This window comes from Terribacillus sp. FSL K6-0262 (assembly GCF_037977385.1).
In the GTDB taxonomy this organism is placed as follows: domain Bacteria; phylum Bacillota; class Bacilli; order Bacillales; family Amphibacillaceae; genus Terribacillus.
Genome location: NZ_CP150277.1, coordinates 1799742 through 1825445, shown reverse-complemented (window position 1 = coordinate 1825445; position 25704 = coordinate 1799742). Strand labels below are relative to the sequence as shown.

Sequence of the window (25704 nt, the reverse complement as noted above, 5' to 3'; positions counted from 1 at the left end):
CCGCCCCCAGGTTATCTTTGTCTATATTCTACAGGAAAAAAGCGGTAAGCTACAATGACGCTTTGAGGGGATATGCTCCCTTTCAAAAAAAGAACAAAGAAAAGGATGGCAAAATAGCTGAGAGCCCATGAAAACTCATTTGACGGCCTTTCTCGTGCCGGCGACGATGAATGGCAGCTCCTTTTTTGTCGTTTTTAGACCGTTGATCGCAATCCGCTTGTCCGTATTTTCAATGCGGTCGTATGCAATTAAAAGCTCCGCACCGAGCAGCCACAGTATGTTTGGAGCGTTGGCGCTGCCAAAATCGGAGCCTGACTGAAAAGGGGCCGCCCCAACATCCATGTCAGGAACGTTCTTCAAGTGCCATCGGCAGAACGATTGAAAGCCCTATTGAAACAAAGATGACATCGTTGTTCATCACCTTTCGCATTACATATTCAGGAATTGATTTTCTTATACAAAGAGAGGAGCATGCAGCTTGTCCAAACAACAAATCCGATTACGCCCGATTTCTGTTTCTGATGCACCAGCTTTATTCCGCTTCTGGTCCGATCCTGATGTGACTGCCTTTATGAATATCACTCCCATGCAATCTGCGGAGCAAGCAGAAGAGATGATTCTATATATTACACAGCTTGATAACGCTGCCCGCTACACGATTCTATTGGATGATGACACGATTGTCGGGACTTGCGGGTTCAATTACATCGATACCGGAAACCAACGAGGCGAAATAGGCTATGAGATAGGAAAGGAATTCTGGCGAAAGGGATATATGAGTCAGGCACTGCAATCTTTGCTTGAGGAAGGCTTTCATACATTAGGACTTAACAGGATAGAAGCAAAAGTGGAGCCCGAAAATATACCTTCTCGCAGACTATTGGAGAAATCAGGTTTTCATGAAGAGGGTATGTTGCGCGAATACGAAAAATTGAATGGTATCTTTCTTGATATGACCATTTATAGCCTGCTTCGCTCTGACTATACATCTATATGAAACATTCAGCCGCGTAATACGTATGAACAGCCAGAGAGAACGTATGGGGTGATAGCAGTGGCAATGAGACAGCCTAAGATAAAACAAAACAAAGATTCAAAGATATTGATGACAATCCTTCCATTCATACTCGCAGGGTGTTCCATTGCTTTTGTTGCTGCACTCTACTATTTCGGATTCTTGGGCGTCTTCAGCATTCTTGAGATTGCGTATGAATCACCCAAACATTTAGCCATTTTTGTCGGTATATACTTATTACTGAGCCTTGCCGGCGAGTTTTTCGCAAAAGCTTGCTACCATATCCTGACTAACAAGCAAAAGACACAGACATTTCATGAATACATGGTTGCCTTTTCTTTGAATTTCATCATGAATTGGCTCATCATCTCGATCGTGAATGGCTTTTATGAACCAGTACGATTAGCTTGGTATACAGAGATTGTCCTGGCTGCCTTCATTGCGTTAATAGAGGCGACCTTGGATCATGAAATGAAAAAGAAAAAATAGAAGCCGCACTGCATAATGCGGCTTCCCCTCTTCATTCAATTAATAACCGCCGTAACCGCCAACGTAGGAAGCACCGATGATGATCAACAAAATGAAAAGTACTACTAGAAGCGCGAAACCACTGCCGTAACCTTTGCCATAACCTTCAGACATGATATCCCTCCTTTTTGATTCAAGTCATTTTATGTATGTGGCTGCATAAGGGTTACCAAGTATGAAATATTCCATAAACAGCAAAAATCGCTTCCGAACCTGTAAATTCGGAAGCGATCTTTTTGCCTTCTCCATCATTCAAGCCGCTTTCTTAATTGTTATTATTGGAACGGCCGCCTTTTGAGCCAATTTCCTGAAAGTGTTTTTTATCATGGGCATCTGCGTTTGCCTTGCCGCCCTTGGACCCAATATCTTCATAGAAGTCCTGTCCGTGGCTGTCCGCTGTCGCATTGCCGCCTTGGGAACCTATATTCTGGAAATGCTCTTTGTCATGATTCTCTGCATTTGCTTGTCCGCCTTTTGAGCCGATACCCTGGAAGTGCTCTTTGTCGTACTTCTCTGCATTTGCTTGTCCGCCTTTTGAGCCGATGTCTTCGTAAAATCCTTTGTCATGATTATTGGACGTTGCTTGTCCGCCTTTCTTACCCGCTTCTTCATAACTCATTTTGCTGTTATTGTTCTGTGCCATGTTAATCTCCTCCTCAAGATGTCTCTTTCGCAGTAGTTTAACGTTGCGCGGCCACGCTTGGTGAATGTATTCCCGCATCACACCTACATAAACTGGATAAGGGGAAATTGGGAGGAAAGCCCAAATGACGAGGATATCATTTTTTTAAACGAGAAATTATTCACAGTTTCGGCGGTCCTTTTGTGATGAATGAAGAGTAAGAAAGCAAGTTACGATGATAAAAGACGCATAAAAAAAGAAGCAGGAAATGATGCATTCCTGCTTCTTTTTTTATTTACGCAGCACATTTCCAGCTTTTATCATGTCCCTTTCCTTTGCCTTGTCCTTTATCGGCACCCTTATGCTTGCCGTTATCGGCTTTGCATGGGGCAGGCTGTTCTGCTTGTGCCGATTTGACGATATTATCTGTTGAAACTGGCTTCAGCTGATATGTGCCATTAAAGATGGAGGACACACCTGTAATATCAACTTTGTCGCCTTCCTGGAACTGTGATGTAAAGGTATCATGATTCAAGCCGATTCGATTATCGACACGTACACGTGTCTCGGTCCCATCAGCTGCTTGTGCATCAAACTCGAAAGTACCATACGTTCCGAACGTCTCGATGTTTTTGATTGTGACTTCTGTAAGTTTGACGAGCTGTCCTTGATTCGTGTCATCAATTACAGAAACAGTCTTCGGTGCTGGAATATCTGCTTGTCCAATAACTTCGGACTTGATGATATCCGTAACTTCCACTTCTCCATTATACGTAGTCTTCACTGCACTGATTTGGACTAGATCACCAGCCTTGAAGCTGTCACTATCCTGAAAAACATAAATTCCGCCAGTCTCATCCTGCAGATAAAAACCTTTTCCGCCAAAGCTGCCCGGGGTGGATGTTACGATACCTTCAACCGTTACTACCTCCCCGTCCGCTGCTTTACGCGCTTCCTGGATAGCTACCTGCCGCGGCAGCTCTGCCTCATCATCCGGCAAAGGCTCCGCATCCACATTGCCCACCTGAACGGACTTCGTCAAAAGATTGCTGCCATCCTTGCGAAGTCGCAAATTGGCTGTTCCGTCCGCAGTGGCAGGATTCAATTGAGCAGGAATGTCCACTATCGCTCTTCCCGTTGCATCCGCTGTGACAGAGAAGCTGCTGCTGTAGCCATAGCCGCCAGGCCAGGTTCCTGTCGTATTGAATTTACCAATCTGCTGTCCTCCCGGAAGATAGGCACCCAGCTGCAGACCTGTCAGCGTTTCACCCGGCTCCAAGTCCTCTACGGCAACTCGCACGGTGAATTCCTGCTGTGTCGGCAATGTTGCAGGTGTCACCACTTCATAAACTGGATTGGAAGCGACTTCATCCGAACCATAGGAACCAGCTGCAAAAGTGCTCGGATCATACCAGCGATAGCCAGCTGGAGGATTGGTCCAGGGCTCTGCTTGTGTTTCTGTAGTCAGCTCAGGATTTTCATTGATTGTATCCGTTTCGAGCAGAGGTGTCTCCTCACTGAGTGTGATGGATGTTTCCTCGAAGCTTGTATAGCTTTCCTTTTCACTTAGCCATTCCATGACATTCAGCATGTACTGTCCGTTATTTCCTTCTCCTGTGAAACCATCATACGTACGCTTCGTACGTCCGTTGTCTTCGCGGAGATACTTCGGTGTAGCGTCTTCCACCGGCGAAGAGTCACCAATGAACGCGGCTTTGCCTTGCTCCACTTTGGAAATTGCCGCAAAAGCTCCTTCATCGATCCCGCCGCCAGCGTATACCCCCTGGTCGACAGCATTCGGCCATGCCGGAATATTTTCCGGGAAATATATCAATCCTTTTGCCTTTGTCGGATCGAGGATTGTCAATGTAGATCCAGCATGGGATTCCACTACTTCAATACCTTCCGTGATGCCAAAAGAATCTGATGGATCCACTACAGTTTGACCAGACTCTATATCACCCAGGGCATTGAAACGGAAGCGGATGCCAAAATTTTCCCCAAGCCAGTCGGAGCTTTCGACTCCCTGCATCCGATCGGAATTTGCCTCTTCCTCCGACATTCCTTTGGTCGGATCGTCAAATGCACCTCGGCGGTAGCCATTGAAGATCTCGCCAGAATCCCAGCGATCATAGTTACGGTCAGCATTATAATGATCTCCGATGAAAAAGATGCTGCCGCCCTCCTGGGTATAACGAAGCATCGCATCCTGCTCGGATTTCTTGAATGCAATGTTTGGTTCTGGTATGACAAAAACATCATAGCCGCTCAAGTCTTCATAAGTAATGGCCGATGTTTTCCTTAATTCCTTTACATAATAGCCCTCTTCGGCCAAGGCCTCCCCAAAATCGGAAAATGCACCATCGATGACCCAGTCAGCGGCACCGGCGGTTTGTCCGTGCGTATTATCAAATAATACCTTTTTCCCATTCGCCTCTCCCTTTGGCTGTAATTCCGGAGCAGGGTCAGCTGCCGTCTCGGCTTCGCTATGCACTGCATAGCCGAAAACCGTGAAAGGGACAAGTAAAACAGCGATTACCACAGCTCTCCAATCCATCACTTTATTCACAAGCAGGTTCCTCCCTTAGATTAATAGGTAAAGCATAGCAAATACTCCTCATCATTTGTACACGTTTACAAAATCACTACAAAAACAGAAGAATATTTACGCAGCCGTCATCCTATCATTAAAAAGGCACGACCATCATCATTCCACAACCCTTGCACGAAAAAAACCTGCATGCCGAAGCATGCAGGTTCCATTCAATCTATGACTGCATGTGCAGTCGTTCCTTCCTTCAAGCTGAAATCTTTACTGGAGGCATCCATGTAATGCACTTCTATATAGGCAGAATCCTCTTCCTGGCCCGTCGCCTGCTGATAACTGCCAAAATCATTGTATTCCTGCTGTTTCCATACCCAGCTGTTTTCCTTGTCCTTATCGTAGACATTCCGGTTCATGGTTGTGTTGTGGTTCGTTTGGAAGTCATTGGAAATGAACAAGCCTGTTTTGCTGGCTGTGAATACATTATGTGAAATGTCGTTATCCCTGATATCATGCTGCAAAAGCAGCTGACCGCCATAAAGATCCTTTGTATCATTTTTATAAAGGACATTATAGGTGATGGATGAGTCTTTGGTTCCTCCGCGCTCTTCGTCATAGCCGCCTATCGAAATACCTGTATAGTTGTTCTCATACACTTCGTTTTCCGTGATCAGGATGTTTTCTGCGTAACGTCCTTGGTGCTCGGAAGTCGCTTCGATACCCAAGTCATTGCGGAAAACGGTATTGGCCTTGATTTTGATATTTTTAGCACCATCCACATAAATTCCCCCTGCGGAATAATCCTCCCCATATGCCGGATTACCATAGGAAGAGTTATCATGGACCACATTCCCCTGGACCGTTCCATTTCGGACATAATCAGCCTCTGGATCTTCCGCTACCCCTTCATAGCCTATCAGATCGATTCCGATGTTGTTATTATGGCGGACCGTATTGCCCGTAACAGCAAAACCATCGATATTGCCATTCAGGACAACCGCTTCACTGGCTCCCAGTGTCAGCTCCTCCACAATATTGTCCATGACGCGGATTTGTTCCATCTTGCCAGTTCCATATACCGCTATACCATGGGCATTGCCTTCATCTGCCGTATTCCCTATATGATGGATGTGATTTTGAATGATATTGATATAAGAGCTATTACCCGATACATAAATACCCATCACGGCATAGTCAGGTGAATCCGCCGTCAAATCCTGAAGGGTCAGTCCCTGAATCGTAATGTAGCGTTTGCTATCGACATTGATCAACGCCGCATCTTCATCCGTCGTCTGTCCTTCGCCGCTGATGACCACTTCTTCATTTTCATAGTTGCGGATGACCAATGGCTCTTCCTTCGTTCCGCTATTGGTAACATCAAATCCACCCTTATAGATTCCCTTGCGAATGTAGACAGTCGTACCAGCTGCGGCCTGATCCACGGCTGCCTGAATCGTGCGAAGAGGTTTCTCCTTGGTTCCCTCATTCTCATCATCCCCATCAGTGGCGACGAATAGCTGTTCCGGAGCGGTCACCGCTTCCACTTCCTTCTTGTTGTTTGCTGCAATCGAATAGATGCCCGCACCGATCAGGCACAGTACGATTGCGACCAGTATCGATAATCTCATTTGCCGACTCTTTTCTATGCAATATTTGCCGTTCTTGGCTACTGCTAGTATGATACCCGTCATCGGTCGATTTGTATAGGAGCTAGAGCGAAATCTTAATAAAATCTTTATTATCATAAAAATCGCTTTTTTAATTCTGGAGATGGCAGCATGCATTGATTCTGCCTTCCGAACCAGCGATAGCGATTCCTAGCTATATACCGATAGATCGAATCACGGATGGGACGCGGGATGAACAAAGCAGCCCCAGCTAATTTCCAAGCTCCATCCAGACGGCGGGCAATACGCAAAACTGCGCTGGATTGCGTATATACCTTGTCACCCTCTGCAAATAGGATGCTGTCGATCCCATCTGGAATTTGCTTTGCTTCTCTCAGCCGACTTCCGAAATCGCTTTGGAGGGAAGCAAATTTAAAATAGGCTCCCTTGTCATGCTTGATGATGAATTGGACACTGTTGTTGCAGAGATTGCATACACCATCAAAGAGGATGATCGCCTCCTTGCACATATTATCCCTCCTCTTTTTCAGTCACTCTGTCATGCAGCAGCAACTCATTTTCCTTCGTCATGTAGGTTGTCTTATAGACTTCCTGCCGATCCAGATTTTTTTCCACCAATGTTACATAGTATGTATCTTTTTCCCCTTGTAAGCTTTCGATAACCGTTTCTCTCGTAAAACGCTCCCCGAAAAGCTCCCATTGTTCCACATGGCCGGCTTCTGCCGGGAATCCCCCGTTTTCTCCCTGTCCATGCTGCTGTGTAACGTATTTAACAGCCTCACTGGCAGAATACCCCGGTTCAGTCCCTTCCTCCTTGACCTCCGGCGGCACCGACAGCACCTGACCAATGATCAGGATCGTCGAAAACGCCAGAAAAGGAACATACACCACTAACCAGCCAATGCGCCCTTTCTTTGTGATATACCCAAGACCAAGCTCAAACAAAGCAAACACCACTGCCAAAAATGCACCCAAAGCTGCAGCAAGCAAAAACACAGCTGTACTTTTTGAAGAAAGGCTCAAGGCTGCAAAAGGCAGTCCGCCCAGCCCATGCAAAATGAGATAAAGTCCTGTTTGCTTCGCATCGATGGGCTGTACCTTTTTCCCGATCAACCAAGAGATGGATATTCCATATATAAAAATGAACGGACTCATATAAACAGCATAAATAAACGCACCAGATACCCAAACGTTTAATGGATTGTCAGCCGCAACTCCAAAGAAGTCTCTCAAATGAAAGCCCATATATAAAGAAAACAAACCGACAAGCAGAACCCCCGCTCCAAACTTATGCCTGATCCTCATTTTCCTCCCCCTAAACCAAAAAGGATACTAGCAAATGATCCTTGCTGTTTCTCCAGTTCCTGTCCGACTGTCATCTTCCCGACAGCCTGCGGTCCGAACTAATGCATAAAATCTTTCCTTTTCCCTAATTGTAGCAGGAACCGTGGATATAGTGTTAAATTCTGTATGAATAAATAGAAACCGCAGAACGCGGAGCTCTGCGGTTTTGCCTTTAGGAAAACAGCTGGAATAACTTGAAGAATTTATGGGCAGCATCTAGTAGCTGATTGCAAGCGGCAGGTATGACAGTGAGGATGGCAAGGATAAGAGGCAAATCGTCCTTAGGCTGTTTCGGATTTGTCGGGCATTCCTTCATAGCAGACATTCCCCCCTTCGATTTCTCGGGCAGGTCAGTTGCTGGGAAGTAATCAGCGGTTATTTAGTGGGATAGGTTTAGTATCTCCCTTTCGGTCATATCTATACATGTTGTTGACAAATCGTCAACAACAGCGTACCTTGTAATGGTCAGGAGGTACGAAAATGGAAAAGAAACGACATAAGGAACGGAAGCAGAGGCGACGGATAGGCAGGTATATCATACTCATCCTCCTGGTCATAGTAATTGGAGCTGGTACCTTCCTCTTTTTAACTGCAAGGGATGTGAAACAGACAGTGGATGGCATCCAGAAAGACTCGGCAGCGATCGATGAGGGCGTCACATCAGAGAAGATCAAGAACAAAGAAAGAATCAATATCCTTTTACTTGGCATCGATGAAAGGGAATTCGACTCTGGGCGGTCTGATGCCTTACTGCTTATGTCACTGGATCCGGATTCCGAGTCCATGGACCTGGTAAGTATCCCGCGTGATACACGGACAGAGATCATCGGGCACGGTACAGTTGACAAGATCAATCACGCCTATGCTTTTGGCGGGGTCGACATGTCCGTGGAAACCGTCGAAAACTTGCTGGACATTGATATCGATTATTTCGTAGAGATCAATATGCAAGGTCTGGCAGATCTGGTCGATGCAGTAGGCGGTGTAACAGTGGAAAACAACCTGGATTGGTACGATGAAGGTTTCTATAAGAAAGGCTACCATTACAAAAAGGGGCAGATTGACTTGGACGGCCAGCAAGCATTGGGATACACAAGGATGCGCCATTTAGACCCTGATGGAGATTTTGGACGGAATGCCAGACAGCGTCAGGTGATTGAAGCCGTCATCGACAAAGGCGCCAATATCAAATCCGTCAGTAAAATCGATGACCTGCTGGATGTCCTCGGCAAAAACGTGCAGACCAATATAAACCTGGCGTCCATGCGTCATTTGTTTGCGGATTATCGCAACGTTCGCAAGTCTGTCCATGAGCATGAAATGAGAGGCGACGGTACAAAAATCGATGGAATCTATTACTTGATAGTGCCCGAAGATGAGATAACTGCCATACAGGACAGCATCAGCAAATAAAAGAAGAAGATCCTTTTGGATCTTCTTCTTTCTTATTGATGCGTATGTTTCCTTTGAATCAACAGTATAATCGCCAGCAGCACCACACCCAGCCATATCGTATTCAAGCCGATGATTCTTTCGCTGAAGCTGCCTGCCGCTGCACCGACTAAGTAAAGGAGAATGGCGCCTCCTCTAAGATATGTGTCCAACGAAAGTTTTTTGGTTTTTCCTATACCTATAAGTCCCTCTACAAAAGCTGCAAGTGTACTCGTCAATACAGTAGAAGAAAGCCCGGCTATCTTGAGGTTCCTTCCCGCTATCGTCTGCATTCCCATGGCTGTGCTTAACAGCAGAAGAATGACTGATGAGAGACCTCCGCTGATCGGGATCGACAGTATCATCGCCGCAACCAATAAAAGCAAAATGAACTCCCAGAATAAAATATTTCTTGAAGTACCGTTCTTTTTTTGGACGAGAACAGTAGCGGCAATCCCTATGACGAACCCCGCCAATGCAATGGCAGCATTGCTCAAAACCGCCTGCCTTGCATCACCGATTCCAATACCCAACAATACAATGTTTCCTGTCATGTTGGCAGTAAACACGTGTGATAGACCAATATAACCTAGTACATCTATTACACCCGATAAAGCACATAAGAGCATGATGGTGATATGATCCCGTTTAATATCCATCTTGATTCCTTCTTTCCTTTTCTTTCTGCCCTATACCGTTCTACCGCATCTATTGACAAATTGTCAACATCCTTGTAGGGTAATAAAATAAGATCCCGGAAAGAGGAGATACCTTCATGGACATGAATAAAGATATTTCTGGTATAGAGAATCTTCTGCGTATGTTACTTAAGGAAAAAAAAATATCCATCCGCGAATTGAGCAGGCGGACTGCAATTGATGCAGCAATCATATCCAAGATACTGAATGGCAAACGGAAAGTGACTGTCAATCATTTGAAAAAGTTCAGTGAAGTACTGGATGTTTCCCTTGAGGATCTGATGCGTGCTGCCGGTTTTCTCGACGAGAATAAAACAATCCAGACAGAACAGCATCTGGAGGCTCTGTGTAAACAAGCCGATCCATCCTTTACGACAGAGAGATTACAGAATCAACTGGCTGAATATAAGGAAATCGCCCTTACCGACGGCGGAAAACAAATCATCGAAGATAAATTCAATGAAAAGATTAAATCCGTCGGAAGCGCCGGTAAACTGGTAAATGACCTAAAGCAAATGTTTTATAAATTCAGTTCCGGCATTGGAACCAAAAAGGAATTAGTACTTTTCGGTGCAGCTTTACTATATTTTATCAATCCAATAGATGTGCTGCCTGATTATATCTTTCCGTTTGGTTATCTAGACGATACACTTGTTGTCCAAACCGCTATGATGAATGCAAATAAATAGCAAAGGGAGTTGCCTGCTTGGAATCATGGATGAATGAATTGATGGCAGCCTATGGTTATCCTGCCATTACCCTTTTGATGATGATAGAGATTGTGATTCCGCCGCTTCCATCTGAAGTCACCCTGCTGTTTGGGGGATTTTTGGCGGCTTCCTCCAGTCTGAATCCAATTTTCGTGATACTATCGGCTACATTCGGAGCGTTGATTGGCACCTCGATCTTGTATTGGATCGGAACGCTCTTTGATATAGACAAACTTTCGAATTGGATAGAAAAAAATCGCAAATGGCTGCGGCTTGATCCTGCTCATTTGCATAAAGCAGCAGCTTGGTTCGAGAAGTATGATATATGGGCTGTCTTTCTCTGCCGCTTTATCCCGCTGGTCAGGAGTTTGATTTCCATTCCCGCTGGTATGGCCAAAATGCATTTTGGGATATTCCTTCTCTTCTCTGCTGCCGGAACATTAATCTGGAATTCCATCGTCGTCTTGTTAGGGGTATGGGTCGGAGCATCATGGACTCGATTGGAAATTTACCTCGATTATTATAAATATGGCATGTTAGCATTTATTGCTGTGGCCGGCAGTGGATTTGTAATTTGGAAGTTAATCCAGCGCAGGAAGAAAGAATCAGAAGAATTAAATGGAGATCAGCATATATAAGTTCCATTAAGCGGAGAAGCTTCGGATGGATGTCTCTCCGAAATCCCGGAGAGCATCCAATTCTTCCTCTTTTTTCAGCTTCGCATAAATCCGCCTTCCGAGTGGAGCTCCTGTCCTGTCACCCAATATCCGTCTTCCCCGACCAAAAAGCCAATCAGCCTTGCTGCATCATCCGGTTCACCGATTCTCCCCATCGGAAAACGAGAAAGCAGATGCTCCCGTATATCGTCCGTCATCCACGTACTGTCTGTCGGCCCGGGATTCACCGCATTCACATTGACTCCCACCGATGCCAAGTCAGCTGATAGTGATTGAGTGAATGCAGTAATCGCGCCCTTTGTTGCGATGTATGCCAGCTCATTTGGCATCGGTCCCCGGCTTTGACCTGATGTCAGGTTGACAATGCTTCCCCTGCCAGCAGGTTTTAGCTGCTTGAACAATTTAGCGAATCCCGTACAAAGCAAAAAAACACTCCTCATATTGACAGCATAGTGGCGATCTAATTGAAAAGCATCGAATTCCTCATAATCACCTGTCTCCGAAAAAGCAGCGCAGTTTATCAAAATAGCCGGCACGCCTAACTGCAGCTGTACGTCCTGCAAAATAGCTTCGGCAGCATCTGCTCGCTCCAAATCCACTTCCATTCCAACACATCTGACACCGGCTTCCCTGATTTCATTCCTGAACTGATCAGGCCAAGTCTCGCCTGCCTGCCAATATGTAAAGAAAATATCCGAACCTTGTTCAGCCAATCTGCGGCACACCGCCGTACCGATGGAGCGCGGATAGGAAACACCCGTAACAATAGCTATCTTAGCCATACAATATCCCCTCCTTTTTTACCATCCCTTTACATATTTCGGGTAAAATGAAAGGAAATCCTGTATGGAAGGAGACTTTCATTGAAAAAACAACTCTTGTTTACACTCGGCAGTCTCGCCCTGGCAACCCCTATTTATAGCTGGCTTCTTTATAAAGCTATGTATGGATTCGAATTCACGCATAGTGATATGTGGGCTTCTCTCATCGTTCCCCTTTATGTCATCGGCTGGACCAGCAGCGAATCACAGGGATTCTCTGCATATGATTTCTTCCTCTTGGGAGCGGCCATTTGCACCGCGCTGGATATTTTCCTGAATGCACATCCGAGTATTTTACTTCTCACGGCAACAATGATCGGAACGCTCATCCTGCCATCGCAATACCTGATCCGAACAGCAAAAAAGCAGGAGTGAATCCTCCTGCTTTGCTTAACTACCTGCTTTGCTTAACTATTTGGTACTAGATTTACGTGGTCAACTTGTAGTGTCTCATCATTCACAATGAATTCCAGCTCAAAGCCACCAGCTTCATATAGATACTTATGCTGATCCGTCTTTGAAATAGAAGTGATAGCATCTGCCTTGCCAAGCTGCTCTTCCAGTACGGCAGGTGTAATGCTGCCTAGATTCGTTTGCCGCTCCACATTAGTTCCGAGATAGCGGATTTCATTCAATATGCCATCCTCATTGTATGCAAAACTGAACCCGGGATTCCCCATCTCTGCATGATACGTATCAAAGGTATCGGATAAGAAAGGTTCACCAAGCCTATCCACAACATCTGTCCTTGTCGATTCACCTATTGCAAAATTGCCTGCCACTCCGATGGAAGAGCCTTCATATGCCTGTGTATAAATGGCCTGTAGCGTTTCAACGGCTGCTTCATTCGTTCGGGAAGAATGAACTGCTTCCTTCGCTTTTGCATTTACAGCTACCGCACCTGGAATCATGAAGCTCCCAGCTCCCAGCACAGCTCCTGCGCAAATAACACTCACCGCTGCCTTTCGTGCTGGATTCCTTCTTGCCATACAGCATGCCTCCTTTTTGTGTAGTTATGTTTTCCGCGATAGGCGTGCTATGAAACATACCGGCAGTCCTTGATATGTGATTCGACATTTATAGTGGCAAAATTCAGCATGTAGATTGTTGATTCGACAACAAACCAGACATTAAAAAAGCTTCTCCCCTAAAAGGGGAGAAGCTTTTCCTTACTTCACGAGGCTTTCAACCGCATCGTCGATGATTTGTTCGTTTGCGATCGGTCCAGTATACAGCCAGCTTGTGTCTTTGTCATATTTATACACATTGCCATTCTTGATTGCCGGTACGTTTGCTAGTAGCGGATCGTCAAGGATTTCAGAGCCATCGCCTTCATCGCTATTGATCAAGAACAGATGGTCGACATCCATTTCAGCCAATTGCTCCAGGGAAACGGGGTTCCAGTTCGCTGTTGCGCTTTCGGAGATTTCTTTGACACCTTCTGGAACAGTGATGCCCAGATCGCCATAAAGCACCGCGCCGCTGGATAGGTTATCGTTTACGATATAAAGCTGACCGCCCGAAAGCCAGATAGCTGCAGCTGACTCATCGCCGATCGCACCTTGGATTTTTTCTTTGGCATCTGCCGCTTTAGCGTCGTAGTCATCCAGAACTTTTTGTGCTTCATCTTTTTTATCGAAGATTTCACCCATTGTCTGCAGTTCTTTGCGCCAGTCGCCGTTTTCTTCCGTACCCATTACATAAGTCGGCGCAATTTTATTGTACTGCTCGTATTTATCGCCTTCCACCATGGAAGCGGAATCCATGATGATCAAATCAGGCTTGAAACTTGCTACTGCTTCGAACGGAAGCGTGGAGTCGATCGTCGGTACATCTTTCAGACTGTCTTGCAAATATCCTTGAGGTTCGCCATTATTGACAGACCACTGCGCCACTGGAGTGATACCAAGGGCCACCAGATTATCCTCCAAATAGGACGCCAGTACATTTTTAGGATCGGCAGGAATCTCCACTTCATGCCCCATTGCATCCGTCACCGTACGTGTTTCGTCACTTCCTTTATCGGAAGCGTCATTTTCGGCATTATCACTTGAATCGTTATTGCCGCAACCTGTTATAATGAATACAACACTGGCGAAGACCGCCAGCAGTAAAAGCATGCTCTTTCTTTTGAACAAGGGACTCACCTCTTGGTTTATGTTATGATCTTCTAATAGATGATAACAATTCTCATTTTCATTTACAAGCACCATGACACTGTTTTGATAGAGCTAGAAAGCGGGTTGACGATGCAAGCACGCAGACTCATTGGCATGATCATACTAATCGCAGGCACTGCCCTGCTTTTATTTTCCATAGGCTTATCCATCATATCCGGTGTATCGGATATTTCACTCGGCACGGTATGGAATAGTTTTTTCCATTATGATGCTTCCGATACATCCCATCAAATCATTCACCGGGTCCGTCTGCCCCGTACAGTGGCGGCGATTCTTATCGGCGCCATGCTCGCAGCATCCGGCGCCATCATGCAAGGCATGACTCGCAACCCGCTGGCTTCCCCGCAAATCATGGGGGTGACTTCGGGTGCAACGTTCATGATTGCGATTGCGCTTGTCTTTTTCCCCGGCATTTCCAACGTGAATCTGCTTCTATTCGCTTTTGCCGGTTCCGGCCTGGGCCTGGGGCTTGTTTTCGGTATCGGTTTGCTGGCAAGGACTGGATTGACGCCTGTGAAACTGGCATTGGCAGGGACTGCTGTCACTGCCCTGCTCGGGGCGTTCTCCAATTCACTGGCATTACACTTCGATGTTGCACGGGATTTGAGCTTCTGGTATGCAGGCGGTGTAGCGAATGTGCAGTGGGAGACAGTGAAACTGCTGTTTCCAGCTGCAGCAATCGGCCTGATTCTGGCATTTTTCATCAGCGGATCCGTCACGACACTCAGTCTGGGGGAAGAGGTTGCGACAGGTCTTGGCCTGAAGACAGGTCTGGTAAAAGCAGCTGGTGTCCTGGTCGTGCTCATTTTGACTGGTGCTGCTGTCTCTGTCGGCGGCACGATTGGCTTCATCGGGTTGGTCATTCCGCATATCACACGCTTCCTTGTCGGCCCGGATTATCGCTGGATCATTCCATGCTCGGCTGTTTTAGGCGGCCTTTTGCTGAACTTTGCCGATATTGCATCCCGAATGATCAATCCACCCTTCGAGACACCAGTCGGTGCCCTCACAGCACTGATCGGCGTACCATTCTTCATTTATCTAGCTCGCCGGGAGGGTAGGAATATATGATACATTCTGTGAAGAAGACAAGTCTGGTAGCAGCCGGAATCATCGCTGCCATCCTTATTATATTTTTTATCAGCTTGAATACTGGGACGATCCCCATCGGACCAGCAGATGTCGTAAAGACCCTGCTCGGAACAGGGGATGGATCATATGACGTGATATTATTCGATTTCCGTCTGCCGCGCATGGTGATTGCCCTATTGATCGGTATCGGAATGGGTATTGCAGGTGCCATCCTGCAGGGCGTTTCCCAAAATGGTCTGGCTGACCCTGGTATACTTGGAATCAATGCCGGCGCGGGCTTCGCTGTCGTCCTCTATATTTTCTTCTTTCAAGAAAAGTTGGCTGGTACAGGCAGCCTGCAGGTATTCATCATGCCTCTATTTGCGTTTGCAGGTGCCTTCCTGGCAGCAAGCCTCATCTACGCATTAGCTTGGAAAAAAGGTGTCTCTCCCGTCCGGCTCATCCTTGTCGGTATCGGTGTAAACGCAGCATTCGGCGGGCTGATCATCGTCTTTCAGCTCATGATGGACCCGAAGGATTTCACCCAGGCGACCATCTGGCTCAACGGCAGCATCTGGCAGACGAGCTGGAATTATGTGCTGGCGCTCTTGCCATGGATCGTCATACTTGTTCCATTTGCCATTTTCAAAGCAAAAGCATTGAACGTGCTGACGCTCGGTGACCAACTCGCCGTCGGCGTCGGGGCTCCGGTTCAAAGGGAACGGACTCTCCTGCTGCTCCTTGCCGTCGCACTGGCAGGAGCTTGCGTGGCAGCAGGAGGTGCCATCACATTCCTCGGGCTCGTTGCACCTCATCTGGCCAGACGGATCGTCGGACCGAATCACAAGCATCAGCTCCCGATCTGTGCACTCATCGGCGCGCTCATCATGCTCGTAGCCGATACATTATCGCGGACGATCCTGGCGCCTTCGGAGATTCCGATCGGACTGGTTGTTTCGGCGATAGGTGCCCCCTATTTCATTTATTTGTTGATCAAAGAATGAACCTCTGCAAATCCAGAGTTTCATTCTTTGATTGTTTCCTTTAGGCTTGTACGTCTTCTCTTTGACCTTTCCTGCCGGTGTTGGCAGCCAAATCCTTCAGCATCGCCACAATTCCCTCTTCACAAGCTTCATCAAGCGGAATAGCTGCATCTGCATAATGCGCCAGTTCTTCATGCTTCCCGATCATGACGGCATACTTGGCATGCCGGAACATTTCGACATCATTTGCATCATTGCCAAAAGCAATATATTCTTTTTCCTTGATCCCCGCTTCTTGGATGGCACTCCACTTATCAATGCCGGGAGGGCTGATGTCCACGATGCCTTCACCCTGATGACGATGGACGCGAAGTCCCAGCTTTTCTGCCTTTGAAGCCACCTGTTCTTGATCGGCAGAATCCAGAACGAGAATTTTAACTACCTGTTCGAGATCCTCCAATTTTACTTCTTCAGCCAGACCATCCGGATCGACCCTCGATTTCAGGGGATGCGCTGGATCGCCTGTATAGGCATAGTTCCACTCTCCATCTATCAAGTAACTGGCTTTGTAGGCTTCTATCACTCTCTCCATCGCATGCAATTGAACGGGCGAAAATGCATGGGAGAAAATTATCTTCCCGCCTTTAGAGATCAAGGAGCCATTGCCTCCTATCAGCGTAATGGAGTGAAAGTGATGATCAATGACAGGGAGCAGATCCCGGATCGGTCTTGCCGATGCAAAAATCACTTGATGTCCATTCTGTTCAAGGTCTTTCAGCGTATCCATTATGTGCTGTGTGACAGGTCTTCCTTTAAAGCAGATAGTGCCATCCAAATCGAAGATAAAATTCATTTGTCATCCTCCAAAACCAAAGTCATGTGAATTTCCGATATATATGTATCTCCCATTTTCAAAGCTTTTTCTTCAACACCAAATGGTTTGAAGCCCGCCTGCTCATATACATGCCTGGCTGCTGGGTTCGTGTCTGCCACTGCCAGATTTATCTTCTCGATGCCATCTCGTCCACGGGCAGCCTGGAACATTTTTGTGATAAGCATTTTGCCATAGCCTTTCCCCCGTATTTCCGGTGCTAGATAAACCCCCACCAAATCCGCACGATGCCGCAGTTTCACAGGTGTCTCATATCTCAGCGTTGCATTGCCGGCAATTTTGCCCTCCTTGAAGATTCCATAGGTTTCTGCATCCGGGCTTTCCAAATTACCTTTCACCCTCCCGATTGGATCTTCCTGTTTTATCGCATCCTCATAGGAGGTACTGAATGCATCAGGATGATCTTGCAATGCTAGTAATCTTAGTTCCCAATACGCTTCTGCATCTGCGGCAGTCAATTTTCTTGTTTTCATAGGCCCTTTCTCCCCTCGGATGATCGATATTCATGATCCTCACCTACTCTGTTTTCACCTGAAAAGCATAGCTGACGTCTCCCTGATTCCACTGCCCGGCTATCCGGTATACATAGTTGCCTTTACGTTCTGGAAGTTTCAGCTGCAAATCCGTCACTGCTTGTTTTTCCCATTCTCCACCTTCTCTTTTCATCTCCATTTCCATGGCTTCTGGCGGACTGTCAAATTTCAGCTCGGCATTCCCTCCGGATCCAATACTTAAGACTTGTTCTTCATCAAGATCTTCTGAAGGGTCCCGCGCATCTGCACAAACAGCTTTGCCTCTTTCATTCCAGCAGTAACCACCTTGCTTGGCTGTGATCATTTCTTCACCAGCTTGCACCTGCAAAACAGGCGGTGCGGGTTCGGATCGACCATCTTTCCATTGAAAGACAAGAAACGACACAAGACCGATAAACAGGACACCGCTCACATAAGTGAAGCCTTTTCTTCCAATCTTCATCACCAATCCTCCATTCTTTTAGTTTAAACGAAATCTTCCATCATTTAGTTTCTGTTTTTTCTTACAATACAGAATAAATCTTTTTTCATACTGTCAACTGTCAGGAAAAGCATAGCATAAAAAAAGAAATGACCCCGAAAAATTCATATCAGAGTCATTCCTTTTTACGCACGCTTATTTATCATTCGCAAATAGCTTGATAAATCTCTCCATGACAGGCTGGATTTCGGATTGTATAGCTTCCATCACAACCGATAGATGCATGGTATCTTCCTTCGCTAACAGGCTTTTCAAGCGTTTAACAGCAGCTATGGAAACTTCCGTATTGACGTTTATCTTGCAAATCCCTGAGTTGATCGTCTTTCGAATCGTTTCCTGAGGAGTGCCAGATCCACCGTGCAGCACCAACGGAATATCAACACGTTTTTTGATATCTTCGAGTAAATCCAGATCAATATTCGGCTCTCCTTGATACATCCCGTGAACCGTCCCAATGGCTGCAGCCAGGAAGTCGACACCAGTAGCTTCGACAAACTCCTCTGCTAACTTCGGATCAGTCAGTGCCCCCGTTCCTTCTTCCTCATCAGAAAATGCCCCTCTTGCCATCGAGCCGATTTCCGCTTCCACCGATACTCCTGCTAAATGGGCTATCTCCACTATCTCTTTTGTATATTTTATATTATTTTCCAAGTCATGTTTCGATCCGTCATACATGACAGAATCAAACCCAGCGCGTATTGCCCGGATGATCGTTTCTTTTTCATAGGCATGATCCAGATGCAAACTTACCGGAATGGAGCTTTTGCGCGCCAGGCCTTTTACCATTTCGGCAAATCCATCTATATCGACCGCTGGCACATACCGCTCCCCCAATGCGATAATCACTGGACTGCCAGCTGCTTCGGCTGCCGCTATGGCAGCCTGAACCGTTTCCAGACTATATACATTAAAGGCTGCGACAGCATAACCGTTTTTCTGTGCATCCTGCAGCATTGCTTTTGTATCCAATAACATATTGATCTTCCTTCCTTAGGCTATTACATAAACAAATCCAATAATAAAATGCATAGCAGGCCGACAACCGAGATGATTGTAACGCTGACAGACCAGGTTTTGATGGTCTTGCCGATTGACAAATTAAAGTACTCTTTGTAAATCCAAAAACCAGCGTCGTTGACATGGGAGAAGGTGATGCTTCCGGCACCGGCTGCCAATGCCATTAATTCAGGGCTTGCACCGGCACCTGCCAATGGGGCCGCAATTCCGGCCGCTGTGAGCCCGGCAACAGTTGCCGATCCCAGCGAAACCCGGAGAACCGCCGCAATCAGCCATGTCAAGATGATCGGTGAAAATCCCGATCCTTCCATGAAGCCTGCAATATACTTATCTACTTCACTATCAATCAAAATTTGCTTAAACGCACCGCCGCCCCCGATGATCAATAGAATCATCGCAATGGAAGCAATCGATTCCGCTATCGTGTTCATGACATCTTCCATCGAGCGTCCATTATTCAAGCCAAAGGTGAACACTCCCAGGATGACAGCAATCAACAATGCAATAGACGGGTCTCCTATGAATCCGACATACTCCAATAAACTGGAATCAGGATAGAAAATCTCCATGAATGCATAGATGAACATTAGAATGACCGGGATCAGCGCGGTGAAGATACTGATTCCGAATCCTGGCATTTCATCATCTGCCAGCCGTTTTGAGTTGAATAGTTTCTTAGGAATATCGCTTTGCAGATTTTCCATTTTAAACATACGTGTATAAAGCACACCGCCTATAAAAATAGATGGGATGGCTATGATCAGACCAATCAAGAGCATGATGCCGATGTTTGCATCAAAGATAACAGCAATGGCAGTCGGTCCGGGATGAGGAGGAACGAATCCATGCACCGTGATCAATGCCGCTGCAACAGGCATTCCAATGTATAAAACCGGTAGATTGGCGCCAATCGCCACTGTGAATACGAGCGGGATGATGACGATGAATCCGGTTTCATAGAACATAGCAATTCCTACGATGAATGCTGTAATGACTAACGCAATCTGGACTTTATTTTGTCCAAAACGCGCAATCAATGTATCCGCAATCCGCTGGGCTCCGCCAGAATCAGCCATCAGCTTTCCAAGCATGGTTCCAAATCCCAATACAAGGGCTAGGTCCCCAAGCGTAGAACCAATCCCATTTTTTACTGACTCCAGGGCTTCAATAGGATGCATCCCTTCCATGATGCCTACCAATAGCGCCACAATCACAAGTGATATGAAAGCGTTTAACCTAAAGACTGTGATAAGCAGCAGCAGAAGTGCCACTCCGATGCATATGTATACAATTGGCATGATGTACCTCCTTGGTTGTTAGGCAGTGCATCCCATTACGGAAATGCACTGCCCTTGATATTAGTACGCCAGTTCCTCTATTACTTCTCTTAAGGTAGTGACTTCGCCCACATTGCCCGGGAAGATCACATAAGCGATGCCTGGGAATCTGCTTTCCCTTCCAGTTACCCATACCGGAATACCAGGCTTGATCTGCCCTGCCACTGTTGCCCGTTTAACCGCCAGGCCATTCACACCGATATCACTGGAAGTAATGCCGCCTTTGGCAACAATGAATTTAGGACGTACGCTCAAGGAAGTCACGATACTAGTGACAGCTTTGGAGATTTTCACTGAGAGCTGCAATTCTTCCTCTTTTTTATCCGGACCAAGATCCAAACGTTCCCTCCGGGTATAAACAGCAACTGTTCTTCCCTGTTTGATAAGCGATTCCGCCTCTTTCAGCACGCGATTGAATTCCTTGCCGAAAGCCTCTTCCTCCAATACTAAATGCGTATTGAATTCGATGAAGTGAAGTCCATCCAATTTCCTTAGCTGTTCGAGCTGCTGGGTGGTTTTCTTCACATGGGAGCCTACCAAAATAAGCCCGCCATTTTTCTCATTTTCTTCAATCAGATCCTGCTTTGATAAAAGCGCCCGGTCAGAAACCCCGCCGATTACTTTTGTCAGCGATGCTGCTGTGCGGAACATAAATTTCTTGCCCGCATTCATGGCGCGGATCAGGGCAGTCACAGCTATCTGCACATCTGCGTAATCGACTGCATTTATAATGACTTTATTGAAGTCTTCCACCTGCAATAACTTCTCCAAAAGTGCGTCAATATCCATGGCCCGGATTTCATCCAGTGATAGATAGGTAGCCTTATCCGCCTGATATCTTCCTTCTGTCTTTTCCTCCACCCACTTACCGAGATGGGAATGTGTGAAGCCGAATGTCCGGTCTTTGGCGAATTCGGTCATACCAGCCGGAATCAAGCTGTTCTCATTTTGGACATAATGGATATCATCAAGCGTGTAGCGGCCTCCCTCCTTGAAGAAAGGAAAGATGACTTCTCCATCGAACTTGTCACCGCTTACTTTTTCCACCGTCTGCTTCAGGACTTCCGTTTCCAGCGGATAGTGGCCTCTCAGGGTGGAATCCCCGCGGCTTATAATGATATAGTCTTTACCTTCCTCTTTGGCAACCTGCGCGATGGCAGCAGCGATATCCTGATGCACTTGCTCTGTTTCTTTCGCAGTGAAGGCTCTGGAATTCGTAAGGATAAAGAACATGCTGTTTGCTTCTTTAAACCCGGCACGAATACTTTCTGCCGTCCAATCGGTGTACACGGAAATATCATGGATGGTCTGTACCCCTGTCGGGTCATCATCCAATACGATGATTTTCTTGTTAAATGATTGCAGTGCCTCATCCAGCAGCTGCTTCGCCTTTGTATCATCCATTTCCTTAAGTCGCTTCAGCTCATCGACGTGACGCTCGGTTTGCTCGGCCATCATGTTACTTCCTCCCTACTTCTACATGGGCAAGCTTCTCGTAATATTGCACAATGCCGCCATGGTCATCCGTTGCTTTTCCGTCTGCTTTCAGTGCATGGAAAATCTCCAGCAGCTGACTTGTAAGCGGAAGCGGAACACCGATACTGTGCGCAGTATCCATGACATTGGTGATGTCCTTCAGATTGATATCGATCCGGCCGCCTGGTTTGAAGTTGCGATCGAGAATCAATGGTACCTTCGCATCAAGTACCGCACTGCCAGCAAGGCCTCCTCTGATTGCCTGATACATTTTCTCTATATCGATATTTGCTTTTGCTGCCAGTACAAGCGCCTCGGACATGGCTGCGATATTCAAGTTCACAATTATTTGATTTGCAAGCTTTGCGGTTGCGCCGCTGCCGTTATCTCCTACCAGGACGGTCTCAGCTCCGATGATGTCAAAGATGTGCTTGGTTGCTGTGAAATCCGCCTCTTTTCCCCCTACCATGATGGAGAGGGTTCCATCTATCGCTTTTGGCTCTCCTCCGCTGACTGGCGCGTCCATCATATGTATGTCCCTTTCCTTTAATGCAGCTGCGATTTCCACGCTGTCAACCGGGGATAGTGAGCTCATATCGATCACAATCGAGCCCGCTTTGGCAAATGAAGCTACACCGTTTTCTCCCAAAACGACATCCTTTACATGCTTTGCGCTAGGCAGCATCGTAATCACGACATCATTGTTTTCTACTGCTTCCTGGATGGACAGAGCTGGTTTTGCTCCTGCTTCTGCCAGCTGTTCGACAGCAGCCTTATTAATATCAAAAGCGGTTACATTTTGACCTGCTTTTATTAAATTCAATGCCATCGGTTTCCCCATAATCCCAAGTCCAATAAAGCCTATGTTTGATTCCATGATGATCTGTTCGCCTCCAAAAAAAGTATTGAATACGTTTGCATTCTCAATTTAAACATAATTATATTATTTTGTATACATTTAATCAAGAAATTGTATACAATTTTGTTATTTTCGTTTTGCATTCTGGTGCATTTGTCTTTTTATCAGGATTTGTTATGATGAGGGTAAACCCTGCAGATTTTATCCGAATGGGAAAACTTAAGGTGGAGATAGATGAATATGGATAAGAAAAAAGCCGTGCAGCAGTCTTATGAAATGGTACGGGACAAGATATTGAACGGTCAGCTGCAAAGCGGTGAAAAAATCACGGAAGAAAAGCTGGCAGCTGATCTCGGTTTCAGCCGAACGCCAATCCGTGATGCGATCAAAAGATTGGAATATGAAGGGCTGATCATCAATAAAAAAGTAGTAAAGCCGACTGATAAAGATCTGCGGAATATTTTTCAGGTTCGCATGCTTTTGGAAGGATACAGCGCACGCTGTGCGGCGACCTATTCTTCCGCAGATCAATTGGAGACATTGGCGGATTGTGTGGAAACAGGAAAAACCGGATCCTATGATGAAATCATGGATGCCAACGAAAGATTCCATCAGATCATTGTCCAAACCAGCGGCAACGACAGACTGATCGATACAATCAACCGCATGCAAAGCATCATTTACTTATTCCGTAAGACCGTGGTATTTTACAACCGCCCTTTTCTGATTGAGGAGCATGAAGATATTTTCCAAGCGATAAAGGACCGGCAGCCAGAACGTGCAGAGGAATTAATGAAACAGCATTTGGAAAAAGATCTCGACTTCTGCCTGCATCTCATCGATAGTCAAAATTAAAAAAATAGAACCGCGAATTTGCGGTTCTATTTGCATTACAATGATAGAGCAGCCCATTGCAGGAATTTCTTCGTTTTCGTCTTACCGTGGCAGATAGTGATGCAAAGCCCTGCTGCTCACTCCAGATAATATCCTTCAAACAAACGACCGCCGAACGGCTCCAAGCACTTAAACAACTCTAAGTGCCAATGTAGGGAGCAACCAGCGGGCAGGCCTATTGTTCTTTTAACCCTGGTTAACATAGCTGTTGTTTACAGCGATGATAAATTTTTGGATTAAACAGCATGATGAGATCTTAAAGGAACAGTTTCTTCTTTTCCCGTATTCAGGAATATCTCTTCTAATGACGGTTCATATACCTGAATTCGATATACGTCTACATCCAATCCAGTAAATAAACGATTTATGGAAGAAATCTTTTTCTCTTCCGCTACTACAAACCTTACGTATTCTTCCTCCCACTCTACGTTTGATGCAAGGGAATCTAGTTTATGCTTTAAGTTATCTTTATGCTGCGCAGGTATATGGCCGTGCTTAACGGTAACAGTTAGGTTTTTTTGGAATTCCTTTTTTAAGGAATCGATACTCCCTTGTAGCTTTATAGCACCTTTGTCCATTATAGATATCTCATCACATAATTTCTCGACCTCGTCTAAGTTATGTGATGTTAGGAACACCGTAGTACCATCACTTGATATATCTTTTATAAGAGAATGTATAGTCAAAACAGAATTAGCATCAACTCCGGATGTTGGTTCATCCAAGAAGATGATATCGGGATTATTTAATAAGGTCTGTGCAATCCCCAGCTTTTTCTTCATACCAAAAGAAAACTTTTTGACCTTTAGCTTGGTGTCGCTTTCTAAACCAACCATTTCAAGCAGTCTAATATATTCCTCTTTCTTCATTTTCACTCCCAGGATCTTGCTGAAATACCTTAGATGTTCTAATGCGGATAAATCATCGTAGAAAGATGAATAATCCGGCATTACTCCCACCTTAGCCTGCACTTTCTTTTTCGAACCTGAATCATTCAAATTTAATTTGAAAGTTCCTGAAGTAGGGATTGCTAAACCAGTTAACATGTTAATCAATGTAGACTTACCGGCACCGTTTTTACCTAAAAAACCAAATACCGATCCCTTTTTGACTTTTAGATTAACTTGGTTAACGACTGTTTTTTCACCATACTTTTTTGTGAGATTATTTGTCTCTATTGCGTACATTATAAATCCCTCTTTCTAATTGTGAATAGGCTTATAGCTAAAAAGATAATAGGGAAGATCAATACTATATAGATATATAAGTCATTATCCTGACTGAAGAAATAGTATGGTGTAATGTAGCTATATATCTTAAGGAATATATTTTCAGATGCTATACTCCAAAGACCTAATATTGGTACGACAACCGCAATGGCCATTCCTAGAAAGCCAGTCACTCCGGGTTTTGGAATAAGAGTCGATAACAATAAGGACAATCCTACAAAATAAGATACAAAAACGATGGATTGCATAAGTTCCGGGACGTGAAAGGCCTTGGAGAAGGGGATAATTAACAATAAGGCAACGAATAAGCAAACGATCCAAAAAAATAAATTCCCAAGAAACTTACCAATCACAATGTTTTCTCTTGAGGTTTTTGTCGCAATGAACCTGATGGTCCTGGATTTAAATTCTTCATTTATCGTACTGTGTGTGAGAGTGGATACAAAGAGGGGGCTTGCTATGAGAATCAAGATCAATAGACCTGTTGCATATGCGCTATCACCTAATCCCAATTCTTGAAGTTGACGTTGAAATGAACTGACAAGTTTGGCTGCGCCAAGTGTTACACCGAAGATAACACCTATTATGATTAAAGAACGTATGCTTTTGAACAAACTTTTAAATTCTCTGAAACAAACGGCTAACATTATTAGTTTCCTCCTTCAAACACTTTTTTATGGGAACACCAAGGGAACTTTCAAGGATATGGTATCAAATACTTCACATGACATCC

30 protein-coding genes are annotated in these 25704 nt (G+C 45.5%); 9 read left to right on the top strand and 21 right to left on the bottom strand.

The features are described 5' to 3' along the window. Positions 1-135: 135 nt before the first annotated feature. A complete protein-coding gene (locus MHI54_RS09495) occupies positions 136-342 on the bottom strand; it encodes a hypothetical protein (RefSeq protein WP_095216998.1) in 207 nt (68 codons plus the stop codon). Between the two features lie 136 nt (positions 343-478). On the opposite strand from MHI54_RS09495, the gene MHI54_RS09490 reads away from it, so the two are divergent. Continuing rightward, positions 479-997, top strand: coding sequence for a GNAT family N-acetyltransferase (locus MHI54_RS09490; protein ID WP_095216999.1), 519 nt, complete (start codon positions 479-481; stop codon positions 995-997). A gap of 63 nt (positions 998-1060) precedes the next feature. Continuing rightward, positions 1061-1504 carry a YrvL family regulatory protein gene (locus MHI54_RS09485; protein ID WP_233135147.1) on the top strand — a complete coding sequence of 148 codons (444 nt, stop codon included), beginning with the start codon at positions 1061-1063 and terminating at the stop codon, positions 1502-1504. A gap of 39 nt (positions 1505-1543) precedes the next feature. On the opposite strand, the gene MHI54_RS09480 is transcribed toward MHI54_RS09485, so the two are convergent. The 7 genes from MHI54_RS09480 to MHI54_RS09450 form a co-directional block, all read right to left on the bottom strand. After that, entirely contained in the window at positions 1544-1657 is a 114-nt protein-coding gene (locus MHI54_RS09480) for a YjcZ family sporulation protein (RefSeq protein WP_095217001.1), read from the bottom strand. Between the two features lie 151 nt (positions 1658-1808). Continuing rightward, complete coding sequence (locus tag MHI54_RS09475) at positions 1809-2186, bottom strand: glucose starvation-inducible protein B (protein ID WP_340081347.1); 378 nt, start codon at positions 2184-2186, stop codon at positions 1809-1811. Between the two features lie 274 nt (positions 2187-2460). Beyond that, positions 2461-4734: a DUF5689 domain-containing protein gene (locus MHI54_RS09470; protein ID WP_340081346.1), complete on the bottom strand. Its 2274-nt coding sequence runs from the start codon at positions 4732-4734 to the stop codon at positions 2461-2463. Between the two features lie 194 nt (positions 4735-4928). Beyond that, positions 4929-6338, bottom strand: a complete 1410-nt coding sequence (locus MHI54_RS09465; RefSeq protein WP_340081345.1) for a right-handed parallel beta-helix repeat-containing protein — start codon at positions 6336-6338, stop codon at positions 4929-4931. Between the two features lie 113 nt (positions 6339-6451). Then, entirely contained in the window at positions 6452-6847 is a 396-nt protein-coding gene (locus MHI54_RS09460) for a thiol-disulfide oxidoreductase DCC family protein (protein ID WP_095215836.1), read from the bottom strand. A 1-nt stretch (position 6848) separates the two neighbouring features. Then, complete coding sequence (locus MHI54_RS09455; protein WP_095215835.1) at positions 6849-7643, bottom strand: hypothetical protein; 795 nt, start codon at positions 7641-7643, stop codon at positions 6849-6851. Between the two features lie 211 nt (positions 7644-7854). Beyond that, positions 7855-8007: a hypothetical protein gene (locus tag MHI54_RS09450; protein ID WP_340081344.1), complete on the bottom strand. Its 153-nt coding sequence runs from the start codon at positions 8005-8007 to the stop codon at positions 7855-7857. 155 nt (positions 8008-8162) lie between these two features. On the opposite strand from MHI54_RS09450, the gene MHI54_RS09445 reads away from it, so the two are divergent. Further along, the gene (locus tag MHI54_RS09445; protein WP_095215834.1) at positions 8163-9095 is read left to right on the top strand and encodes an LCP family protein; all 933 of its coding nucleotides are present in this window, start codon (positions 8163-8165) and stop codon (positions 9093-9095) included. A gap of 32 nt (positions 9096-9127) precedes the next feature. Here the strand turns inward: MHI54_RS09445 and MHI54_RS09440 are convergent, their stop codons facing one another. Continuing rightward, the gene (locus MHI54_RS09440) at positions 9128-9772 is read right to left on the bottom strand and encodes a YoaK family protein (protein WP_095215833.1); all 645 of its coding nucleotides are present in this window, start codon (positions 9770-9772) and stop codon (positions 9128-9130) included. Positions 9773-9888: 116 nt separating this feature from the next. On the opposite strand from MHI54_RS09440, the gene MHI54_RS09435 reads away from it, so the two are divergent. Further along, positions 9889-10500 carry a helix-turn-helix domain-containing protein gene (locus MHI54_RS09435; RefSeq protein WP_340081343.1) on the top strand — a complete coding sequence of 204 codons (612 nt, stop codon included), beginning with the start codon at positions 9889-9891 and terminating at the stop codon, positions 10498-10500. A gap of 17 nt (positions 10501-10517) precedes the next feature. Further along, positions 10518-11159 carry a DedA family protein gene (locus MHI54_RS09430; protein WP_095215831.1) on the top strand — a complete coding sequence of 214 codons (642 nt, stop codon included), beginning with the start codon at positions 10518-10520 and terminating at the stop codon, positions 11157-11159. Positions 11160-11233: 74 nt separating this feature from the next. On the opposite strand, the gene MHI54_RS09425 is transcribed toward MHI54_RS09430, so the two are convergent. Continuing rightward, positions 11234-11980 carry an SDR family oxidoreductase gene (locus tag MHI54_RS09425; protein ID WP_095215830.1) on the bottom strand — a complete coding sequence of 249 codons (747 nt, stop codon included), beginning with the start codon at positions 11978-11980 and terminating at the stop codon, positions 11234-11236. A gap of 81 nt (positions 11981-12061) precedes the next feature. On the opposite strand from MHI54_RS09425, the gene MHI54_RS09420 reads away from it, so the two are divergent. Beyond that, entirely contained in the window at positions 12062-12394 is a 333-nt protein-coding gene (locus tag MHI54_RS09420; protein WP_095215829.1) for a hypothetical protein, read from the top strand. Between the two features lie 32 nt (positions 12395-12426). On the opposite strand, the gene MHI54_RS09415 is transcribed toward MHI54_RS09420, so the two are convergent. After that, positions 12427-13008, bottom strand: a complete 582-nt coding sequence (locus tag MHI54_RS09415; protein ID WP_095215828.1) for a YjgB family protein — start codon at positions 13006-13008, stop codon at positions 12427-12429. Between the two features lie 180 nt (positions 13009-13188). Further along, positions 13189-14157, bottom strand: a complete 969-nt coding sequence (locus MHI54_RS09410) for an ABC transporter substrate-binding protein (protein WP_233134981.1) — start codon at positions 14155-14157, stop codon at positions 13189-13191. A gap of 111 nt (positions 14158-14268) precedes the next feature. On the opposite strand from MHI54_RS09410, the gene MHI54_RS09405 reads away from it, so the two are divergent. Continuing rightward, positions 14269-15270, top strand: a complete 1002-nt coding sequence (locus MHI54_RS09405; RefSeq protein WP_198946041.1) for an iron ABC transporter permease — start codon at positions 14269-14271, stop codon at positions 15268-15270. Continuing rightward, positions 15267-16274: an iron ABC transporter permease gene (locus MHI54_RS09400; protein WP_095215826.1), complete on the top strand. Its 1008-nt coding sequence runs from the start codon at positions 15267-15269 to the stop codon at positions 16272-16274. Before MHI54_RS09405 ends, MHI54_RS09400 begins: the two co-directional genes overlap by 4 nt. 40 nt (positions 16275-16314) lie before the next feature. On the opposite strand, the gene MHI54_RS09395 is transcribed toward MHI54_RS09400, so the two are convergent. The 7 genes from MHI54_RS09395 to garR form a co-directional block, all read right to left on the bottom strand. Continuing rightward, complete coding sequence (locus MHI54_RS09395) at positions 16315-17106, bottom strand: HAD family hydrolase (RefSeq protein WP_340081341.1); 792 nt, start codon at positions 17104-17106, stop codon at positions 16315-16317. Then, a complete protein-coding gene (locus MHI54_RS09390; RefSeq protein WP_340081340.1) occupies positions 17103-17618 on the bottom strand; it encodes a GNAT family N-acetyltransferase in 516 nt (171 codons plus the stop codon). Before MHI54_RS09390 ends, MHI54_RS09395 begins: the two co-directional genes overlap by 4 nt. Before the next feature lie 43 nt (positions 17619-17661). After that, entirely contained in the window at positions 17662-18120 is a 459-nt protein-coding gene (locus MHI54_RS09385) for a hypothetical protein (RefSeq protein ID WP_095215823.1), read from the bottom strand. A 174-nt stretch (positions 18121-18294) separates the two neighbouring features. After that, entirely contained in the window at positions 18295-19134 is an 840-nt protein-coding gene (locus tag MHI54_RS09380) for a class II fructose-bisphosphate aldolase (protein ID WP_095215822.1), read from the bottom strand. A gap of 23 nt (positions 19135-19157) precedes the next feature. Beyond that, the gene (locus MHI54_RS09375; protein ID WP_095215821.1) at positions 19158-20474 is read right to left on the bottom strand and encodes a gluconate:H+ symporter; all 1317 of its coding nucleotides are present in this window, start codon (positions 20472-20474) and stop codon (positions 19158-19160) included. A 60-nt stretch (positions 20475-20534) separates the two neighbouring features. Next, positions 20535-21917: a four-carbon acid sugar kinase family protein gene (locus MHI54_RS09370; protein WP_340082940.1), complete on the bottom strand. Its 1383-nt coding sequence runs from the start codon at positions 21915-21917 to the stop codon at positions 20535-20537. 55 nt (positions 21918-21972) lie between these two features. Beyond that, the gene (gene garR, locus MHI54_RS09365) at positions 21973-22917 is read right to left on the bottom strand and encodes a 2-hydroxy-3-oxopropionate reductase (protein WP_255374708.1); all 945 of its coding nucleotides are present in this window, start codon (positions 22915-22917) and stop codon (positions 21973-21975) included. Positions 22918-23082: 165 nt separating this feature from the next. Between garR and MHI54_RS09360 the strand changes: the two genes are divergently transcribed. Further along, positions 23083-23703, top strand: a complete 621-nt coding sequence (locus MHI54_RS09360) for a GntR family transcriptional regulator (protein WP_095215819.1) — start codon at positions 23083-23085, stop codon at positions 23701-23703. 275 nt (positions 23704-23978) lie between these two features. Here MHI54_RS09360 and MHI54_RS09355 read toward each other — a convergent pair whose 3' ends face one another. Continuing rightward, complete coding sequence (locus MHI54_RS09355) at positions 23979-24929, bottom strand: ABC transporter ATP-binding protein (protein ID WP_095215818.1); 951 nt, start codon at positions 24927-24929, stop codon at positions 23979-23981. Next, positions 24929-25618, bottom strand: coding sequence for a hypothetical protein (locus tag MHI54_RS09350; RefSeq protein ID WP_095215817.1), 690 nt, complete (start codon positions 25616-25618; stop codon positions 24929-24931). The genes MHI54_RS09355 and MHI54_RS09350 overlap by 1 nt, the downstream gene beginning before the upstream one ends. Between the last annotated feature and the right edge of the window lie 86 nt (positions 25619-25704).

Excerpts from the sequence above, each read along its gene's own strand:
- MHI54_RS09495 (WP_095216998.1), bottom strand. The coding sequence starts at position 342 with ATGGATGTTGGGGCGGCCCCTTTTCAGTCAGGCTCCGATTTTGGCAGC.
- MHI54_RS09445 (WP_095215834.1), top strand. The coding sequence starts at position 8,163 with ATGGAAAAGAAACGACATAAGGAACGGAAGCAGAGGCGACGGATAGGC.
- MHI54_RS09435 (WP_340081343.1), top strand. The coding sequence starts at position 9,889 with ATGGACATGAATAAAGATATTTCTGGTATAGAGAATCTTCTGCGTATG.
- MHI54_RS09390 (WP_340081340.1), bottom strand. The coding sequence starts at position 17,618 with ATGAAAACAAGAAAATTGACTGCCGCAGATGCAGAAGCGTATTGGGAA.
- MHI54_RS09460 (WP_095215836.1), bottom strand. The coding sequence starts at position 6,847 with ATGTGCAAGGAGGCGATCATCCTCTTTGATGGTGTATGCAATCTCTGC.
- MHI54_RS09400 (WP_095215826.1), top strand. The coding sequence starts at position 15,267 with ATGATACATTCTGTGAAGAAGACAAGTCTGGTAGCAGCCGGAATCATC.
- MHI54_RS09485 (WP_233135147.1), top strand. The coding sequence starts at position 1,061 with ATGAGACAGCCTAAGATAAAACAAAACAAAGATTCAAAGATATTGATG.
- MHI54_RS09475 (WP_340081347.1), bottom strand. The coding sequence starts at position 2,186 with ATGGCACAGAACAATAACAGCAAAATGAGTTATGAAGAAGCGGGTAAG.
- MHI54_RS09450 (WP_340081344.1), bottom strand. The coding sequence starts at position 8,007 with ATGTCTGCTATGAAGGAATGCCCGACAAATCCGAAACAGCCTAAGGAC.
- MHI54_RS09455 (WP_095215835.1), bottom strand. The coding sequence starts at position 7,643 with ATGAGGATCAGGCATAAGTTTGGAGCGGGGGTTCTGCTTGTCGGTTTG.
- MHI54_RS09350 (WP_095215817.1), bottom strand. The coding sequence starts at position 25,618 with ATGTTAGCCGTTTGTTTCAGAGAATTTAAAAGTTTGTTCAAAAGCATA.
- MHI54_RS09360 (WP_095215819.1), top strand. The coding sequence starts at position 23,083 with ATGAATATGGATAAGAAAAAAGCCGTGCAGCAGTCTTATGAAATGGTA.
- MHI54_RS09375 (WP_095215821.1), bottom strand. The coding sequence starts at position 20,474 with ATGCCAATTGTATACATATGCATCGGAGTGGCACTTCTGCTGCTGCTT.
- MHI54_RS09425 (WP_095215830.1), bottom strand. The coding sequence starts at position 11,980 with ATGGCTAAGATAGCTATTGTTACGGGTGTTTCCTATCCGCGCTCCATC.
- MHI54_RS09480 (WP_095217001.1), bottom strand. The coding sequence starts at position 1,657 with ATGTCTGAAGGTTATGGCAAAGGTTACGGCAGTGGTTTCGCGCTTCTA.
- MHI54_RS09395 (WP_340081341.1), bottom strand. The coding sequence starts at position 17,106 with ATGAATTTTATCTTCGATTTGGATGGCACTATCTGCTTTAAAGGAAGA.
- MHI54_RS09355 (WP_095215818.1), bottom strand. The coding sequence starts at position 24,929 with ATGTACGCAATAGAGACAAATAATCTCACAAAAAAGTATGGTGAAAAA.
- MHI54_RS09405 (WP_198946041.1), top strand. The coding sequence starts at position 14,269 with ATGCAAGCACGCAGACTCATTGGCATGATCATACTAATCGCAGGCACT.
- MHI54_RS09385 (WP_095215823.1), bottom strand. The coding sequence starts at position 18,120 with ATGAAGATTGGAAGAAAAGGCTTCACTTATGTGAGCGGTGTCCTGTTT.
- MHI54_RS09415 (WP_095215828.1), bottom strand. The coding sequence starts at position 13,008 with ATGGCAAGAAGGAATCCAGCACGAAAGGCAGCGGTGAGTGTTATTTGC.
- MHI54_RS09440 (WP_095215833.1), bottom strand. The coding sequence starts at position 9,772 with ATGGATATTAAACGGGATCATATCACCATCATGCTCTTATGTGCTTTA.
- MHI54_RS09370 (WP_340082940.1), bottom strand. The coding sequence starts at position 21,917 with ATGGATGATACAAAGGCGAAGCAGCTGCTGGATGAGGCACTGCAATCA.
- MHI54_RS09380 (WP_095215822.1), bottom strand. The coding sequence starts at position 19,134 with ATGTTATTGGATACAAAAGCAATGCTGCAGGATGCACAGAAAAACGGT.
- MHI54_RS09465 (WP_340081345.1), bottom strand. The coding sequence starts at position 6,338 with ATGAGATTATCGATACTGGTCGCAATCGTACTGTGCCTGATCGGTGCG.